This window comes from Streptomyces sp. AHU1 (assembly GCF_045343905.1).
Taxonomy (GTDB): Bacteria; Actinomycetota; Actinomycetes; order Streptomycetales; family Streptomycetaceae; genus Streptomyces; species Streptomyces triticiradicis.
Window position 1 is genome coordinate 3,381,524 of the sequence record NZ_CP174283.1, and the last position, 16,101, is coordinate 3,397,624.

Annotated in this window: 16 protein-coding genes and 1 tRNA gene; 8 read left to right on the forward strand and 9 right to left on the reverse strand. The window is 71.2% G+C overall.

Annotated elements, in window-relative coordinates:
- Window positions 1-43 precede the first annotated feature (43 nt).
- Genes repSA through ACICHK_RS15270 form a run of 3 tightly spaced genes read left to right on the forward strand, consistent with a single transcriptional unit; the run spans window position 44 to window position 3,041 of the window.
- Complete coding sequence (gene repSA / locus ACICHK_RS15260; RefSeq protein WP_406837332.1) at window positions 44-1,453, forward strand: replication initiator protein RepSA; 1,410 nt, start codon at window positions 44-46, stop codon at window positions 1,451-1,453.
- Window positions 1,450-1,647 carry a helix-turn-helix transcriptional regulator gene (locus tag ACICHK_RS15265; protein ID WP_384788494.1) on the forward strand — a complete coding sequence of 66 codons (198 nt, stop codon included), beginning with the start codon at window positions 1,450-1,452 and terminating at the stop codon, window positions 1,645-1,647. The genes repSA and ACICHK_RS15265 overlap by 4 nt, the downstream gene beginning before the upstream one ends.
- A complete protein-coding gene (locus ACICHK_RS15270; RefSeq protein WP_406837333.1) occupies window positions 1,647-3,041 on the forward strand; it encodes a tyrosine-type recombinase/integrase in 1,395 nt (464 codons plus the stop codon). Before ACICHK_RS15265 ends, ACICHK_RS15270 begins: the two co-directional genes overlap by 1 nt.
- 175 nt (window positions 3,042-3,216) lie before the next feature.
- On the opposite strand, the gene ACICHK_RS15275 is transcribed toward ACICHK_RS15270, so the two are convergent.
- Window positions 3,217-3,292: transfer RNA gene (locus tag ACICHK_RS15275), tRNA-Arg, on the reverse strand.
- A 271-nt stretch (window positions 3,293-3,563) separates the two neighbouring features.
- Here ACICHK_RS15275 and ACICHK_RS15280 point away from each other — a divergent pair.
- From ACICHK_RS15280 to ACICHK_RS15295, 4 genes are all read left to right on the forward strand, one after another.
- Window positions 3,564-5,210 (forward strand): dynamin family protein, encoded by a 1,647-nt coding sequence (locus tag ACICHK_RS15280; RefSeq protein ID WP_406837334.1) that lies wholly within the window; start codon window positions 3,564-3,566, stop codon window positions 5,208-5,210.
- On the forward strand, window positions 5,207-7,429 hold the full coding sequence (locus ACICHK_RS15285; protein ID WP_406837335.1) for a GTPase: 2,223 nt from the start codon (window positions 5,207-5,209) through the stop codon (window positions 7,427-7,429). Before ACICHK_RS15280 ends, ACICHK_RS15285 begins: the two co-directional genes overlap by 4 nt.
- Before the next feature lie 132 nt (window positions 7,430-7,561).
- On the forward strand, window positions 7,562-8,029 hold the full coding sequence (locus tag ACICHK_RS15290; protein ID WP_151471551.1) for a single-stranded DNA-binding protein: 468 nt from the start codon (window positions 7,562-7,564) through the stop codon (window positions 8,027-8,029).
- Between the two features lie 258 nt (window positions 8,030-8,287).
- Window positions 8,288-9,694 carry a Cys-Gln thioester bond-forming surface protein gene (locus ACICHK_RS15295; RefSeq protein WP_406837336.1) on the forward strand — a complete coding sequence of 469 codons (1,407 nt, stop codon included), beginning with the start codon at window positions 8,288-8,290 and terminating at the stop codon, window positions 9,692-9,694.
- A gap of 238 nt (window positions 9,695-9,932) precedes the next feature.
- On the opposite strand, the gene ACICHK_RS15300 is transcribed toward ACICHK_RS15295, so the two are convergent.
- A complete protein-coding gene (locus ACICHK_RS15300; protein ID WP_406837337.1) occupies window positions 9,933-10,712 on the reverse strand; it encodes a YcnI family protein in 780 nt (259 codons plus the stop codon).
- A 31-nt stretch (window positions 10,713-10,743) separates the two neighbouring features.
- On the reverse strand, window positions 10,744-11,331 hold the full coding sequence (locus ACICHK_RS15305; protein WP_151471556.1) for a hypothetical protein: 588 nt from the start codon (window positions 11,329-11,331) through the stop codon (window positions 10,744-10,746).
- Window positions 11,332-11,565: 234 nt separating this feature from the next.
- On the opposite strand from ACICHK_RS15305, the gene ACICHK_RS15310 reads away from it, so the two are divergent.
- Window positions 11,566-11,898 (forward strand): chaplin, encoded by a 333-nt coding sequence (locus tag ACICHK_RS15310; RefSeq protein ID WP_151471558.1) that lies wholly within the window; start codon window positions 11,566-11,568, stop codon window positions 11,896-11,898.
- 75 nt (window positions 11,899-11,973) lie between these two features.
- On the opposite strand, the gene ACICHK_RS15315 is transcribed toward ACICHK_RS15310, so the two are convergent.
- The 6 genes from ACICHK_RS15315 to ACICHK_RS15340 form a co-directional block, all read right to left on the reverse strand.
- Window positions 11,974-12,840 carry a tyrosinase family protein gene (locus ACICHK_RS15315; protein WP_406837338.1) on the reverse strand — a complete coding sequence of 289 codons (867 nt, stop codon included), beginning with the start codon at window positions 12,838-12,840 and terminating at the stop codon, window positions 11,974-11,976.
- On the reverse strand, window positions 12,824-13,372 hold the full coding sequence (locus tag ACICHK_RS15320; RefSeq protein ID WP_406837339.1) for a tyrosinase family oxidase copper chaperone: 549 nt from the start codon (window positions 13,370-13,372) through the stop codon (window positions 12,824-12,826). The genes ACICHK_RS15315 and ACICHK_RS15320 overlap by 17 nt, the downstream gene beginning before the upstream one ends.
- 339 nt (window positions 13,373-13,711) lie before the next feature.
- Window positions 13,712-14,341 (reverse strand): vitamin K epoxide reductase family protein, encoded by a 630-nt coding sequence (locus ACICHK_RS15325; RefSeq protein WP_151471561.1) that lies wholly within the window; start codon window positions 14,339-14,341, stop codon window positions 13,712-13,714.
- Window positions 14,341-14,838: a DUF5949 family protein gene (locus ACICHK_RS15330; RefSeq protein ID WP_406837340.1), complete on the reverse strand. Its 498-nt coding sequence runs from the start codon at window positions 14,836-14,838 to the stop codon at window positions 14,341-14,343. The genes ACICHK_RS15325 and ACICHK_RS15330 overlap by 1 nt, the downstream gene beginning before the upstream one ends.
- 204 nt (window positions 14,839-15,042) lie before the next feature.
- Complete coding sequence (locus tag ACICHK_RS15335; RefSeq protein WP_406837341.1) at window positions 15,043-15,345, reverse strand: hypothetical protein; 303 nt, start codon at window positions 15,343-15,345, stop codon at window positions 15,043-15,045.
- Window positions 15,346-15,611: 266 nt separating this feature from the next.
- The gene (locus tag ACICHK_RS15340; RefSeq protein WP_151471566.1) at window positions 15,612-15,851 is read right to left on the reverse strand and encodes a chaplin; all 240 of its coding nucleotides are present in this window, start codon (window positions 15,849-15,851) and stop codon (window positions 15,612-15,614) included.
- Window positions 15,852-16,101 lie beyond the last annotated feature (250 nt).

A 16,101-nucleotide genomic window follows, 5' to 3' on the forward strand; every position in this document is an offset into this window, starting at 1 on the left:
GAGCCGTCCCTGTCCGATCTCACAACCGGAAGGAACCCCCAGCATGGCCCACCGGGCCTCATCCGCGACACAGAAGGCACCCACGCCCGCCCCACTGCTCGACCCGACCACGCTCGGAGACATCCTCCGGGTGGCCTCGGCCTCCGACTACACCCGCTGGGAGGACCAGATCCGCCGCACCGGCGGCTGCTCCGACCCGGTCCACCTCACCGGCTGGACTCTCGCCAAGGACAAGACCACCGGCGAGACCCTGCACCACTACTCCACCGCCGACGAGCCGGGCGGGCGCCTCCGCCTCGCCTGCGGCAACCGTCGGGCCTCCCGCTGCCCCTCCTGCGCCTGGACCTACGCGGGCGACACCTACAACCTGATCCGAGCCGGTCTCTCCGGGGACGACCGCCGAGACATCCCCGGCACCGTCCGCGATCACCCGCGGGTCTTCGCCACGCTCACGGCTCCCTCGTTCGGCCCAGTCCACAACCGGCCAGACCACGGCGGCCCCTGCCGGTGCGGTGCCCGGCACGCGTCCGACGCACCGGAGCTGGGCACGGCCCTCGATCCGGAGGCCTACGACTACGCGGGCGCCGTCCTCTTCAACAACCACGCCGGACAGCTCTGGCAGCGCTTCACGACCCGCCTCCGCCGGGAACTCGCGGCTCGCGCTGGCCTGCCCCGCCGCGAACTCACCGAACACCTGCGCGTCTCGTACGGCAAGGTCGCCGAATTCCAGAAGCGCGGCGCCCTTCACTTCCATGCCGTCGTACGCCTCGACGGCCCCGACGGACCCGGCACACCCCCACCCGCGTGGGCCACGGTCGGCCTCCTCTCGGACGCGCTACGCGCCGCCGCCGCGCACTCGTACACATCCGTCTCGGTCCCGGCCGCAGGTGACCAACCGACCCGGACCTTCCGATGGGGAAGACAGCTCGACGTCCGACCGGTCAAAGCATTCGGGGACGGCTCCGACATCACCGAACAGGCGGTCGCCTCGTACGTGGCCAAGTACGCGACCAAGGCCGCCGAGAACACCGGGACCCTGGACCGCCGCATCGGCGAACTCGCCGAACTCGACCGCCACGGGGTGCCCGACCACACACGGCGGCTCATCACCGCGTGCCGCGACCTGGACGGCCTGTATCCGGACCGGCGGCTGTGGGCCTGGGCTCACATGCTCGGCTTCCGCGGGCACTTCTCGTCCAAGTCGCGCACGTACTCCACCACCCTCGGCGCCATCCGCCAGGAACGCGCCGACTACCGCGCCGCCCAGGAGGCATCCGTCCTCGGCCTCGACGACCGCGAGCCGGACACCGTCCTCGTCCTGACCGACTGGCAGTACGCCGGCCACGGCCACACCCCTGGCGAGGCGGCCCTCGCCGCGACCATCGCGCGCGATCTCCAGGCCAACCGTGAGACGGCCCGTGAAGCCCTGCTCGGCGAAGGGAGCACGCCATGACCACGGCCACCCGGTCACGCAACATGCTCACGCTCGCCGAGGTCTGTGACGAGCTGAGCGTGTCGCGCTCGACCTTCTACGACTGGCGGGCGAAGCGGCGCGCGCCCCGTTGCATCAAGCTCCCGAACGGCGACCTCAGGATCCGGCGGAGCGATCTCGACCACTGGCTCGACGACCGTGAGGACGCCGCCTGATGGAGACCTCGTACGACGTCAAGATCTACAAGATCCTCACGTACAAGGGTGCCCGGAAGACCACGTACACCGTGCGCTGGGTGGTGGCGGGCAAGTCTTGGCGTGAGCCGTTCCGCACTGTCGCGCTCGCCGAGGGCTTCCGCTCCGAACTCATCCGGGCGACTGGCAAGGGTGAGGCCTTCGTGATCGCCACCGGGCTGCCGGTGTCCCACCGCTCCAAGTCGGCCGCCATGAGCTGGTACGCGTTCGCCGTCGAGTACGTGGATGCCCGCTGGCCGGAGCTCGGCGGCAACAGCCGCAAGAACACCGCCAAGACCCTGACGGCGGTCACCATCGCGTTGCTGCGGGCCCAGTCGGTCCAGTTCGACCCGGTGGCCGTACGGACCGCGTTACGCGAATGGGCGTTCAACGCGACACGCCGTGCGGACGCCCCGCGGGACGTGGTGACCATCCTCAGATGGGTGGAGCGCAACTCGCTGCCGGTCTCGGTCTGGGAGGAGACGGAGAGGGTTGACGCGGTCCTGCGCGCCGTCGACACGCGGCTCGACGGCAAGCAGGCGGCGGCCTGGTCCAGGAAGCGGCACCGCCGGATCCTCAACGTCGTCATGAAGCACGCGGTCCGGCGGCGCGTTCTGCGGACCAACCCGCTCCCCAAGGGGAAGGACTCGACGGCCGTCACCAAGACCAGCAACGCCGTGGACAAGCGGTCCCTGCTGAACGCGGACCAGGCGGCAGCGCTCCTCGACTGGATCCGGCGCCGGCCCCGTGGTGGGAAGCGGCTGCACGCGTTCTTCGCGACGCTGTACTACTGCGGTCTGCGGCCGGAGGAAGCGGTGGCCATGCGGGTACAGGACGTCACACTCCCGGGCGTCGATGCCGCTGACCAGTGGTGCGAGCTGCTGATCCACACGGCGACCCCGGAGGTCGGCAAGCAGTGGACCGACACCGGCGCGATCCACGAGGAGCGCGATCTCAAGGGGCGTGCCGAGGGCGAAACCCGCACCGCGCCGGGGCATCCCACCCTGACTCGCGTTCTTCGGCAGCACATCGAGGACGAGCGGCTGAAGCCCGGGGATCTTCTGTTCCAGGGGGAGACGGGCGGCATCCTCGCCGGTTCGGTCATCCGGCGGGCCTGGCGCAGCGCGCGGAAGGCCGTCCTGCCCCCGCACGTCTTCGACTCGCCCACGGGAAGGCGGGTCTACGACAACCGGCACACGCGACTGACGAAGTGGCTCAACGACGGGATCCCACCCGCCCAGGTGGCCGACTGGGCCGGCAACAGCGTCCCGGTACTCCTGGCGACCTACGCGCGCTGCGTCGAGGGACAGCTCCCTGACTTGAAACGGCGCCTCGAAGCCGCGGGAGACCTTCCCGAGCCACCCGACGCGGGCTGAGGCCTCCGCCGAAAACTTCGACACGTATTCGACAGGACCACCCGCGAAAACCCGGTGACGACCGGACAGCCCCGGACCCTTCCCTTGATCATCGGGAAGGAGTTCGGGGCTTCGGCGTATCGCGTGAGACGTGCTCTGACCAGCAAAAAGCCCTCCCGGAGGGGAGGGCGGAGACTGGCGCCCCCGGCAGGACTCGAACCTGCGGCCAAGCGCTTAGAAGGCGCCTGCTCTATCCACTGAGCTACGGGGGCCGGGTATGTCGGCCTGTGTCCTGGTGCCCGGGTGTGGGCGGATCCGTGACCTTGCCGGGGACAAGGATAGGGCTCCCGCATCCGTGTCCCTCGTGCTTCGCCTCCGTGGCTCGATGTGGAGGTTCGGTGAAGCGGTCCTGATAATCGCAGGCAGGTACGAATCGTGCACCATTTTTGGCGTCTCGCGCATCGGGTGTTGTGCACTCGTTATGCCTGCACCCCGGTCACCCCTTCCGCCCCGTGCAGCCTATCGGCGCGCAGACGCACCCATATGCTTCAGAAAGACTCCAAAATTGGGCATTCTTCACATGTGGTGACCTTGGAGGTACGGCCTCAGCTGCTCGACGCACTTTCCGCCCTGCGCGACTGTGTCGCCGCCGCACGCTTTCCGCTGCCCCTGGCAGGGGCTCCACGCGCGCGTGCCAACCGCGACGAACTGCTCGCACAGCTCGACGACTACTTGGTGCCCCGGTTGAGGGAACCCGAAGCACCTCTTCTCACCGTCATCGGAGGGTCCACCGGCGCCGGCAAGTCGACCCTCGTCAACTCCCTTGTGGGGCGCCGGGTCAGCGAAGCGGGCGTCCTGCGCCCGACGACCCGCACACCGGTGCTGGTCTGCCATCCGGAGGACCATCACTGGTTCAGCGGCATGCGGGTACTGCCCCGGCTCACGCGCGTGTGGATGCCCCACCAGGAGCCCGGCGACGATCTTCCCGTCCTCGCCGACCACGGTGAGCGGGTGCTGCGCATCGAGACCGCCGACACGCTCCCCCGCGGCCTCGCCCTCATCGACGCGCCCGACGTCGACTCCCTGGTGGCCGACAACCGGGTGCTGGCCGCCGAGCTGATCTGCGCCGCCGACATCTGGGTGATGGTCACGACGGCCGCGCGGTACGCCGACGCCGTGCCGTGGCATCTGCTGCGTACCGCCAAGGAGCAGAAGGCGACCTTGGTGACGGTCCTGGACCGGGTGCCGCACCAGGTGGTGTCCGAGGTCTCGCGGCAGTACGCCGCGCTGCTCGCCAAGGCGGGACTCGGTGAAGCGCCCCGCTTCACCGTGCCCGAACTTCCCGAGTCCGCGTGGGGCGGCGGCCTGCTTCCCGCCACGGCCGTCGCACCGCTGCGCACGTGGCTCACGTACCAGGCCCAGGACCCGGGAGCCCGCCAGGGGACCATGGCCCGTACGGCCCACGGTGTCCTCGACTCCCTGAAGGCGCGGATGCCCGAACTGGCCAGTGCCACGGCCGCGCAGTACGCCGCCGCGGCACGGCTCACCATGGCCGTCGACGGGGCGTACGACAGCGAGCACGCGCGCGCGAAGGGACGTCTGCAGGCCGGGGCCGTGCTTTCCGGGGACGCGCTCAAGCGCTGGCGCGCCTATCCCCTCGACTGCACCGCCGAGGAACTGCTGGACGCGCTCGTGGAAAGCCTGTCCGCCCTGCTGCTGTGCTCCGTGACGGCCGCGGACGAGCGCGTGGACAACGCCTGGCGCCGTGAACCGGCCTCGGGAGCGCCCGGGCTGACGGACCGTGATCCGACACTGGAGAGTGCCGAGCACCGGGTCGGTCTGGCCGTACGGCGCTGGCGGCGCGTCCTGGAGGAGCACGCCGAGGACGAGGTGCGCGACCTCGACAAGAGTGTCGCGCCGGACCCCACGGTGGTGGCCGCGCTGGTCGCCACCGCGCTCCTGGGCGGCCGCAGGGCGCGCAGCGCGGGTGAGGGGCTGGCCGAGCGGATCGGGGCGCACGGCGCGCTGCGGCTGCGCGACAAGGGCGGCCGACTGCTCACGGACCTCATCGACAAGACGCTGCGGACCGAACGCGAGCGCCGTCTCGCCCCCCTCGAAGCCCTCGACGTCCATCCGGAACCCCAGGCAGAACTCATCGCCGCGCTGTCCGTACTGCAGAAGGAGAGGTGACCGCGGTGACTGCCGTCACTGACCACACGGATCAGGCTGACCGTCCCGGAGACGGGCGTTCCGGAGACGGACGTTCCGGAGACGGGCGTCCTGAAGGCGGACGCTCCGAAAGCGGTCGTCCCGAAGAGAGCCGTCCCGCAGGCGGTCGCTCCGCGGACGGTCGCCCCGCGGCGGACCGCTCCGAAGACGGCGCCCGCGAAAGCGCACCCTCCGGTACGGGCACCTCGGACGCCCGGCGCGCCGAGCACGACGACCGTGCCGGTGCGGCCGGGGCCGCCGGGAGCGCTCCGGACGGCCGCCCGGAAAGTCCGCCCGGTGCGGCACGTCCCGGGGGGCGGTCCCCGCAGGACACCGGGAAAACCCGTGAGGGCGGCGAGGGTGGTGGGAGGGACGGTGGAGGCGCCCGGAGCGGCGGCGCGGCCGGGCAGGGTCCCTGGCGGGACGTGTCCGAAGCGGAGTCACGCGCGCGCGGGGAGGGCAACGACCCGGCACGTGCGGAGGAGGGCCTCGTCTGGGACGACGGCCTCATCGCGCGGCGCGTGACCGAGGCGGTCCCCGGCCGGTACCAGACGCCATCGGCGGAGGCCGGGGCCGCCGCCTCGGCGATGCCGTCCCCCCTCGTGTACGACGCTCCGCTGCGCTCGCGCCTGGACGCGCTCCGCGAGCTGGTGGGCCTCTCCCGCGCCCGGCTCGACAGCGGGACGCTCGCCGAGGCGGGCCGGGTGCTGGACGAGGCGGCGGCCCGCCGCAGGCTCTCCGGGGAGCACACCGTCATCGCCATCGCCGGAGCCACGGGCAGCGGCAAGTCGCAGCTCTTCAACGCGCTCGCGGGCGTGGCCATCTCGGAGACCGGCGTGCGCAGGCCGACCACCTCGGCACCCATCGCCTGCACCTGGAGCGACGGCGCGGCCGCACTCGTCGACCGGCTCGGCATCCCCGGGCGGCTGCGCAGGCGTCCGCTGCAGAGCCCGGAGGCGGAGGCGCAGCTGCGCGGCCTGGTCCTGGTCGACCTGCCCGACCACGACTCGGCGGCCGTCCAGCACCGCGAGCAGGTGGACCGTGTCCTCGCACTCGTCGACGCGGTCATCTGGGTGGTGGATCCGGAGAAGTACGCGGATGCCGTCCTCCACGAGCGCTATCTGCGACCGCTGGCCGGACACGCGGAGGTCACCTTCGTGGTCCTCAACCAGGTGGACCGGCTTCCCGGGGAAGCCGCCGATCAGGTGCTCGACGATCTGCGGCGGCTGCTCGACGAGGACGGCGTCGCGCTCGGCGAGTACGGCGAGCCGGGTGCGACCGTCCTGTCCCTGTCCGCCCTCACCGGAGCCGGGGTCCCCGAACTGCGGGAGTGCATCGGTCAGTTCGTGGCGGAGCGCGGCGCCGCCGCACGGCGGATCTCGGCCGATCTCGACGCGGCCGCCGCACGGCTGCGGCCCGTCTACGCGACGGGGCGGCGGGTCGGGCTCAGCGAGGAGGCGCGCGACGAGTTCGCGGACCGGCTCGCGGACGCGGTCGGTGCCGTGGCGACCGGCGAGGCCGCCGAGCGGGCCTGGCTCCGCAACGCCAACCGCGCCTGCGGCACCCCCTGGCTGCGCCTGTGGCGCTGGTATCTGGACCAGCGCGAACCCCCGACCGGGCGTGTGCCCGTGCGCCCTCCCGCGGACGACGAGGTCACCGCGCGCCAGCGCGTGGAGCAGGCGGTGCGGACGGTCGCGGACCGGGCCGCGTACGGGCTCCCCGCGCCCTGGGCACAGGCGGTGCGCGAGGCCGCCGTACGGGGCGCGCAGGGGCTGCCCGAGGCGCTGGACGACATGGCGGCGCGCGCGACGGCACCGGCGGGACGGCCGCCGAGGCCCGGCTGGTGGCCCGTCGCGGTACTGGCACAGGCCGCGATGACGATCGTCCAGGTCATCGGCGGACTCTGGCTGGTGGGCCAGATCATCGGGGTCATGTCTCCGAACCTGGGGGTTCCGGTGCTGTTGATGGTGTCGGGCATCGTCGGAGGCCCGGCCGTCGAGTGGTGCAGCAGGATGGCGGCCCGCGGGCCTGCCCGGCGCTACGGCCTGGAGGCGGAGAGACGGCTGCGCGAGGCGGCCGCCGGATGCGGAAGGGCCCGGGTACTGGATCCCGTGGCCGCGGAGCTGCTGCGGTACCGCGAGGTGAGGGAGCAGTACGGGCGGGTCATGGGGACGGCGGCGGTGGGTACCCCGGTCGGGTGACGCGGTTTTCCACAACCGGCCGGCCGCGCACAGCGCCGAGCGGGTCCGGCCCGGCGGAGGCAGTCTGATCCCGCGGCGATCGCAGCGCATGCGATCGCCGCGGCAGACACATCCGCACGGGAGGGATTCACGATGAACGAGACGATGGTGTGCGCGGTGGGCAACGTGGCGACACGGCCCGTCTACCGGGACCTGGCGAACGGCGCGTCGGCGCGGTTCCGGCTGGCGGTGACCTCGCGGTACTGGGACCGCGAGAAGAACGGGTGGACGGACGGGCACACCAACTTCTTCACGGTGTGGGCCAAGCGCGCGCTCGCCACGAACGTGGGGGCCTCGGTGTCGGTGGGCGATCCCGTCATCGTGCAGGGCAGGCTGAAGGTGCGCACCGAGACGCGCGACGGACAGAGCTGGACGTCGGCGGACATCGACGCGGTGGCGATCGGCCACGACCTCTCCCGCGGCACGTCGGCCTTCCGGCGTCCGTCCAGGGAGGGTGAGCCGGCTTCGGCGCAGCGTCCCGAGCCCAGTTGGGAATCGGACCCGGACACCCTGCCCGAGGGCGCGTCCCAACCACGCCCCGAACCTGCCGGGGTGACGTGATGTCAGGGAGCGGCACGATCTGACCGAACTGCGACTTATCGACAAATACATGACGAACCACCCTCATGGATTTGTCGATAGGCGCAGCTCACGAACGTGATCGCGATAACGATTCCGAGTCAGATCGGTTATCGGAAGACATGATCGGGGGGAGCGATGCGGCGCTTCTTTAGGATGCCGAACACAGCTTTCGGGGCTTCTGATTCTGCTGGCGGGACCGTCCCCCATGTCAAAGGGTCCTGCGCGAAGGGGAATTCTGTGTCTTCTGCGTTCTCTGTGTTGTCCGCGCGCGGGCGAGGGGCAGCCCGTCTCGCCGCCGCGGCCCTGGTGTGGGGGCTCGCCGCCGCGGGGACCGTCGCCGCGGCCGGTACGGCCGCAGCCGACGAGATACCGCAGGACCAGGGCGGAGCGACCGCCACCATAGGGGACCTGAAAACCTACGGGTCGGCGGTCGTGCATGAGAACGGCGAGGACTCCTGGGTCTCGGCCGGCCTGTTCGAGATGACCGTCGAGAACGGCGGCATGCTGCAGACCTATTGCATCGACCTCCACAACCCGACGCAGCGGGACGCCAGATATCAGGAGACCTCCTGGAGCGGCACATCGCTGAGCGGCAACAAGAACGCGGGCAGGATCCGCTGGATCCTCGAGAACTCCTATCCGCAGGTGAACGACCTGGCGGCGCTGGCCGAGAAGGCCGGTGCCGGCGGCCTCACCGAGCAGGACGCGGCGGCCGGCACCCAGGTCGCGATCTGGCGGTACTCGGACGGCGCCGACGTGGACGCCGCGGACCCGCAGGCGGAGAAGCTCGCGGACTACCTGCAGAAGAACGCGCAGGACCTGTCGGAGCCCGCGGCCTCGCTGACGCTCTCCCCGGCCGCGGTGTCCGGCCACCCCGGCGAGCGGCTCGGCCCGGTCACGGTGCACACCAACGCGAGCAGTGTGACGGTGACCCCGCCCACGGACATCGCCGCGGGCGGAGTGAAGGTCGTCGACGAGAACGGCAAGCCGGTCACCTCCACGGCGAACGGCAGCAGGCTCTTCTTCGACGTGCCGAAGGACAGCGCGGACGGTTCCACCTCCCTCACCGTGCAGGCCTCCACGACCGTGCCGGTCGGCCGTGCCTTCACCTCGGAGACCCGCAGCCAGACGCAGATCCTCGCGGGCTCCAGCGAGTCCACCGTCTCCGCCGCCGCCACCGCGAACTGGGCGGTGAAGGGCGCGATACCCGCGCTGTCCGCCCAGAAGGACTGCGCCAGGAGCGGTGTGGGCATCACCGCCGCGAACAAGGGTGACGAGGCGTTCACGTTCGAGCTGATGGGTGTCGAACACACCATCGCGCCGGGCATATCCGAGACGCTCACCATCCCGCTGCAGGAGGACCAGGCGTACGACTTCACGATCGGCGGCCCGGAGGGCGGCGGCAAGCGGTTCAAGGGGGTTCTGGACTGCAGGACCCAGGGCGGTACGAGCGACATCTCGGCCCAGACGCTCAGTGAACCGAGCCCGGCGTCGGTGGGAGGTTCCGGCGGAGGCACCGACCTCGCCGAGACCGGCGGCTCCGGAGTGACCCCGTTCATCGCGGGCGCGGCCATCGCCCTCGTGGTGATCGGCGGGGCCGTGGTGGTCTTCGTCGGCAGGAAGCAGACACCGCCGCAGGTCTGACGGCACAGCGCCCCGGCCGACGGACCCGGCTGCCCGCCCGTCGGGGCTGCCCGCCCGTCGGGGCTGCCCGCCCGTCGGGGCTGCCCGCCCGTCGGCCACCCGGCAGCTCGGGGTCCCCGTTGTCAGGTGTCCCCGTCACTCGACCGCCCGGTCACCGGGTCGCCGGGACACCGTGTACGTCCGTGGGGATCGGCCGCCCCGCCGACGGAGGTCGACGGGGCGACGGCCCCGAGAGGGTCTAGGAGCGGGCGTTCCGGACGCGCACGAGGGCGAACGCGGCCGCGACCAGGCCGAGAACACCGACGATCAGGCCGGCGGTGCCCAGGGTGCGCGCGGTGGAGTCGCTGCTGTCGCTCGCGGCCGTTTTCTCGGCGGCCGAGGACGAGGAGGACGAGGACGAGTCGGAGGAGGACGACGAGTCGGAGCCGGAGGCCCCGGTGCCGGTCCCGGCCGAAGCGGGCTCCTCTCCGGCGCCCTTGGCGGTGAGCGTGAGCACGGGGGCCGTGCTCTCCGGCTCCTCGGCGCCCTTCTGCGTCCGCTCGATCCAGCGGACCACGTTGCCGTCCGAGTAGGTCTGGAGCGTCTTGAAGGTCAACTGGTCGGTGTCGTCCGGGAGCTGGCCGAAGGCGACCTGGAAGTCCTGGAACTCGCCGTGGCGGATCCGGCCTCCGGTCCAGGTGATCTCGGAGACGGCGTCGGTGATCGTGCCGTCGTCCGTCTTGATCGGCTTCTTCAGCTTGACGGTCGTCGCCTTCGCGGTCCAGCCGGCCTGCGGGGTGACCAGGACGCCCAGGACCGGGTGATCGGTGGGCAGGAAGATCTGCACCTTGGTGGTGCTGGCGGTGTCCTCCTCGTTGGGGACGCGGAAGCTGAGGAGGCCGTCCGTGGCTCCCTTGGCGTAGCTCTCGGGGTGGACCGTCACATGCGCGAAGGCCGCGCCCGCGGCGGCCAGGACGCCCGCGGTGGCGAGGGCGGCGACGGTGCCGGTGCGGCGCAGGGTGGTGCTGATCGGGGACATCTGGGGAACTCCGTACTGAGGGGAAACGTGGTCAGGGCGTGTGTACGAGCCCTGCCGGCGGTCCCCGGCGCGAGACCGCGTGACGCAGCGGTGTCCGGCCGAACGGCCACGGCCCGGCCGGGGTCCGGCTCCCGGCGTTCCCGTGCGGCCGTACCGGAGGCGGTCCCGTCCTCGTCCTCCACCACGCGACGAGCCCCGGCACGAACGTCACGGCCCGGCGCAGCAGGGACCACAGCGCGGCCTCGCCGCGTCGCAGCCACCACGTCGCCAGCAGGGCGGCGGCGACGTGCGCGGCCGTGGCGTGGGGGGTCAGGGCGTGTGCGGACGGGTGCGTCATGTGCATCCCGTGCATGTTCATCGCCGTGCGCGGCCGGGCGGCCGCGAAGCCGAGGTGGAGTCCGGCCTGCGCGACCAGCATGGCGCCGCCTATTCCGGACAGGGACCGTTCGCGGCCGCCCAGCGGACAGCCGACGGCGAAGACGGCGAGGAACCCCGCGCCGTCCGCCCAGAGCGGCGGCGCCTGCCCGGTGGAGAGCAGGTGCCCCCCGGCGGCCAGCAGCACGCACAGTACGGCGAACACGGCCGCGCGCAGACTCCGTACCGCCGGTGACGCATTCATGGTGCCCAGATACTGCCATGGGGTCCGAACGGCCGTCTCGGCTCCCCGCGGCACTCCGTCACGGTCCGCCGGGAGCACCTGCGGCCCGAACCGGACGAACAGCCGCTTTTCCGGACCCCGTTCGAAGAACAATCCCCTAATAGAACGCCCGTGACCAGGTGTGGGTGGACGCGTTGAAGGGGAAGTGCGGTCGCGTCCGAGCCATCGCACTCGTCGAGTCTTAAGGAGAACGTGATGTCTCGCATCGCGAAGGCCGCCGCAGTCGTCGTGGGCACGGGTGCCGTGGCGCTCAGCGGGGCCGGTATGGCCATGGCTGACGCCGGCGCCCAGGGTGGGGCCTCCAACTCGCCCGGTGTTCTGTCGGGCAACGTCGTCCAGGTCCCGATCCACGTGCCCGTCAACGTGTGCGGCAACACGATCAACGTCGTCGGTGTGCTGAACCCGGCCTTCGGCAACGCCTGCGTGAACGGTGACGGCCACGTCAAGCAGAGCAAGGCCGCCAAGAAGCACCACGACACCAAGAAGAAGCACCACACCACGAAGGAGCGCCGCGGCTACGGCAGCTGAGCCAGGCACGCGCACTGGGCCCCCGGCGGGAAGTCGCCGCCGGGGGCCTCGCCGTTCCCACGCGCGTGACCGTGACTACGCGTACCGGTAGATGTGGCTGTGGTCCTCCATCGAGGCCGGCGTCACGCCCCACGGGGGCATCTTCTCGTGGCGGGCGACGATGCGCCGGTACTGGGAATCGCGTGAACCCGGGGGCCGCTCGGGCAGATAGCGGGCGCCCCTGTGCCGCTGCCGCCAGCGGGACCACTGGAGGTCGACGAAGGCGTGGTGCAGCCAGAAGGCGGGGTCGTTGACGGAGGCGCCGCCCAGCATGTGGCCGCCGACCCAGCGGTGGACGCGGTTGTGGTTCTCCCAGCTGGCGTTCCCCGTACCGTGCCCCCAGCCCTCCAGCCGGTTCCGGAAACCGCGTGTGGTCGTCGAGTCGTAGGGGGCCGTGTCGTAGACGGGGTCGTCCAGGGCCGCTTTCAGCTCGGCCCGTGTGGGCAGCTGGATCGGCCTGCGCGGGCGGCCGAACTCCCGCATGAGGAATTCCCCGTCGGTCACCCCTTCCCTGATCGTCCACTTGCCCTGCGCGTAGGCGAAGGGTCCGGTCATGACCTGCCGGTCCGAACTCCGCCCGTCGCCGCCGAGCAGGTCCTTGGTCCAGGGCGCGGAGGCCGGCGTGCGGTCCCGCGTCCAGTCCCAGTACGGCACGCTCACCCCGGGGTCCACGCGCTGCAGCGCCTGCTCCAGGTCCAGCAGGAAGCACCTGTGCCAGGGCAGGAACGAGGGCGCCATGTGGGCCGTGCGCAGTCCGCCGTCGCCGTCGGAGACGTAGTAGTCGATGTGCCTGCGGACGAACTCGTCGTACTCTCCGCGGCGTTTGACCTCCAGCATCGCGGTGACGAAGCGGCGCCGCTCCGCCTTCGTGAGGGTGCTGACGTCCTTACGGGTGTACACCATGGTGGTGGCCGCTCCCTTCCGTGCCGCTCCTGCGCGTGCCGGTCCCCCGCCCGCCGTCCGTCCCGTCGTCCATGCCTCTGAGCTGTTCCGCGGGGCCCAGTTCGTCGACGGCCGCGCGTGCCGCCGCCAGCGGTGTCGGATAGGACTCGTAGTGGTCCACCATGCTGAGGTAGCCGCCGTCCGCGCGGCGCATCAGATGCAGCGGCCGGCCGTCCACCGTGACCTGCCACGCACCGCCGGTGAACGCGGCCCGGCCGTCCGAACCGCTCTTCGTGCCGAGGATGTGCCGACCGCGGTACACCTCGTCGAAGGAGGAGTCCCGGGGGTGGCGCCGCCGCAGCGGACGCGAGGCCGCGACGACGGGGGCCAGCGCCATGCCGACGGCCGACACGAGCAGTCCCCGCATCGCGCCGCGCCGCGTCAACGCCAGTCCACCCGCCACGCGTTCCGTGCCGCGGCGGCGCACCGGGCCGGCCGGCACCCGGCTCCGCCCGTGCCTCGGTGCCCCGCCCGGCATCCAGCTGGCGAACATGCTTCTCTCCTCCACGGATTCAGGCTGTTCCGGTCGGCTCCGCGCGGGCCGGCGACAGCGGCTGATTCTGGACGCCTCCGGGCCGAGGAACCGTTCGAAACCGTTCGACGGCACCGGGACGGGGACCGTGTCGGCCGCGACGGCCCGGGCCCCGGTGGCGCCCGCGGCCATCGCCCCACCGGTCGTGGCGGCGACGGGAGTTCCTCGTGCGTCCGGCTTCATCTCAGGTACGGTCCCTTTCAGGATTCTGGGCCAGGCGTCCGTACCGCGTAACGATTCCGGGAACGTCATCAGCTCAAGATTCCCTCGACGGACCCATTAGTCGTCCGATAGAGAGGATCAGCTCGTCCAGAAATCCCACCAGCGGGTGAGGATCAGCATTCCGATGACGCCGATGTGCAGCGCCGGGACGACCCAGGTGAACTCCGCGAGGAACGCCTTCAGCCATTCCGGTGCGGGCAGGAAGCCGTTGCGGACGTTGAAGGACGTGACGTACCAGAACATGATGATCGTGGCGGCCCAGGCCAGACAGCACCACAGACACAGCGCGTTGATCCGGTACAGCGACTGGAACTGGAGCCAGCCGACGAATCCAACGCCGAACAACGTGCCCGCGTCGAAGGTCAGCCAGTACCAGCGCGGGAACCCCGCACCGGTCAGCAGGCTCACGCCCACGCAGATCACCACGCTGTACGTCACCAGGCCCAGCATCGGGTTGGGAAATCCGAAGGCCGAGGCCTGTGCGCTCTTCATGACGCTTCCGCAGGAGACCACCGGGTTCAGGCTGCAGCCGGGAACGAAGTTCGGGTTCTCCAGCAGCTTGAACTTGTCGATCGTGATGACCCACGCGGCGAGGAGACCGGCCGCCCCCGTGATCACCAGCAGCAGGGCGAAGGCTCGGCCGCTGCCGGCGGTGCGCCCGGGTACGACACCCCCGCCGCCCGTCCCCCGTTCCGGGGCGGCGCTCATCAGCCGCGCGGGCTGCGCGCGGGCAGCAGTACGTGCGACGCGCTGAGCAGGGTCTCCTCGTCGCCCGCGAAGGCCGTCAGGTCCTCGGGCGCGACGGGCCTGCCGGGCTCGGCCACCGGCCAGGCCCGGGTGGCGAACAGGAAGTAGGCGTAGCCGCGTTCCCCCACCGCCGCGAGCCACTCCGGCGGCGCGACGCACTGGGCGTTGAGGTACGGCATGCCGACGACGGCCCGGCCTTCCTCGATGACCAGGGTGAGCGGCAGGTCCGGCTTCCGGGAACCGTCGACGAGCGTCTCGCCCACGGGCATTCCGTTGTCGATCAGCAATTGCCGGATGGCGGCCGCGGATCCTTCGGGCCCCCCGTCGCCGTCGCCCAGCGAATAGGCGAGGAGATAGGGCATGTCGCCGTCGGGGGCTTCACCGCTGAATGCCATGACGGCGAGCGTCCCGAGATCGGCGACCCGAAAAGAGCTTGTCCCGCTTGAGGTTGAGGTCACCGCGGAACCTTATCGACGCGTCCGTTCGGGTTCTGTCCCGATATCACTCGGCCGAGGGAAGTCCATGAGCACGACCACACGAACGAGGTATGCGGATCGAACAGCGCGAGGAGCTGACTGCGCACCCGCGGAATCGGCTCTTCTTCCTCGTCGGCCTCACGGCGTCGGCCGTTTGCGGAATCCGGGTTCAGCGGGCGGACACGACTACTTCTGCAGGGGGAGTCCGCCGAGGAGCTGTGCGGGTTCGCTCGCCGAGTTGAGCTTCTTCGTCGCCCCGTTCACCCCGTTCAGCACCGAGCCCTTGTTCTCGGTGTCGAGCGCGTTCGACTGCTGCTGCAGGGGAAGGACGTCCTGCGCGCTGAGCGAACGCTGGCTGGTGACGTTCTCCAGGGCGCCGTTGAGTCCGGAGGGCGTGATGCCGGAGGCCCCGGCGGCGAACGCGGGCGCGGCGGTACCGGCGACGGCCATCGACCCGGCGATCACGGCGGCGGCCTTGAGGAACTTCATGGTGTTTCCTTTCTTCGGCGACCGATGTCACCGGAGGGGATTCCTCTTCGCGCTGCCTAACGAGCCCCGGACGCGACGGAAACTCCGCGCGCCGAAAATTCCTGTACTCCGCCCGGAAACGCGGCACCTTTCGCCGTACGGCCGATTCACCGGACGACCGATTCACCGGACGGGCTTTCGCGCGAACGGCCGTGCCGTGCGGGACGATGCGGACCGGCCGCCCTCCGCTTCGGGAGGACGGCCGGCCGGAAGGGTCCGTGACGACGTCAGTCGTTGACGCAGACGTTCCCGACCGCGGAGTTCAGCGCGCCGATGACGGTGACCGTGTTGCCGCAGACGTTGACCGGGACGTGAACGGGGGCCTGGACGACGTTGCCCGACAGGACACCCGGGGAGTGGGCGGCCGCGCCGTGCGCGCCGCTGTCGGCGGCGGCGATGCCGGCAGTACCGGCCACGGCGGCGGCGGCGACGGAGGTCAGGGCGAGGCCCTTCGCGATACGCGACATGGAGAAGTGCTCCTTGAAATTCGACACGACATGCGGGCGGGGTGCCCGACTCCGGGTTCAACGCGCGGCGCACACGCGGGTTGTGCCTCCAAAGGGGTGATCTGCCGAACGGTCGGGCTTCACGATTCCGACACACATCACAGCTTTCGGTGACAAAGGCGGACACCGGCTAGAGTCGGGCTCTCCGAGGGCGCCCGGAAGCGGGCGTCGAGGGGCGCCGGGGGCTCGCGGGGAGCCGACGCGCACGTGT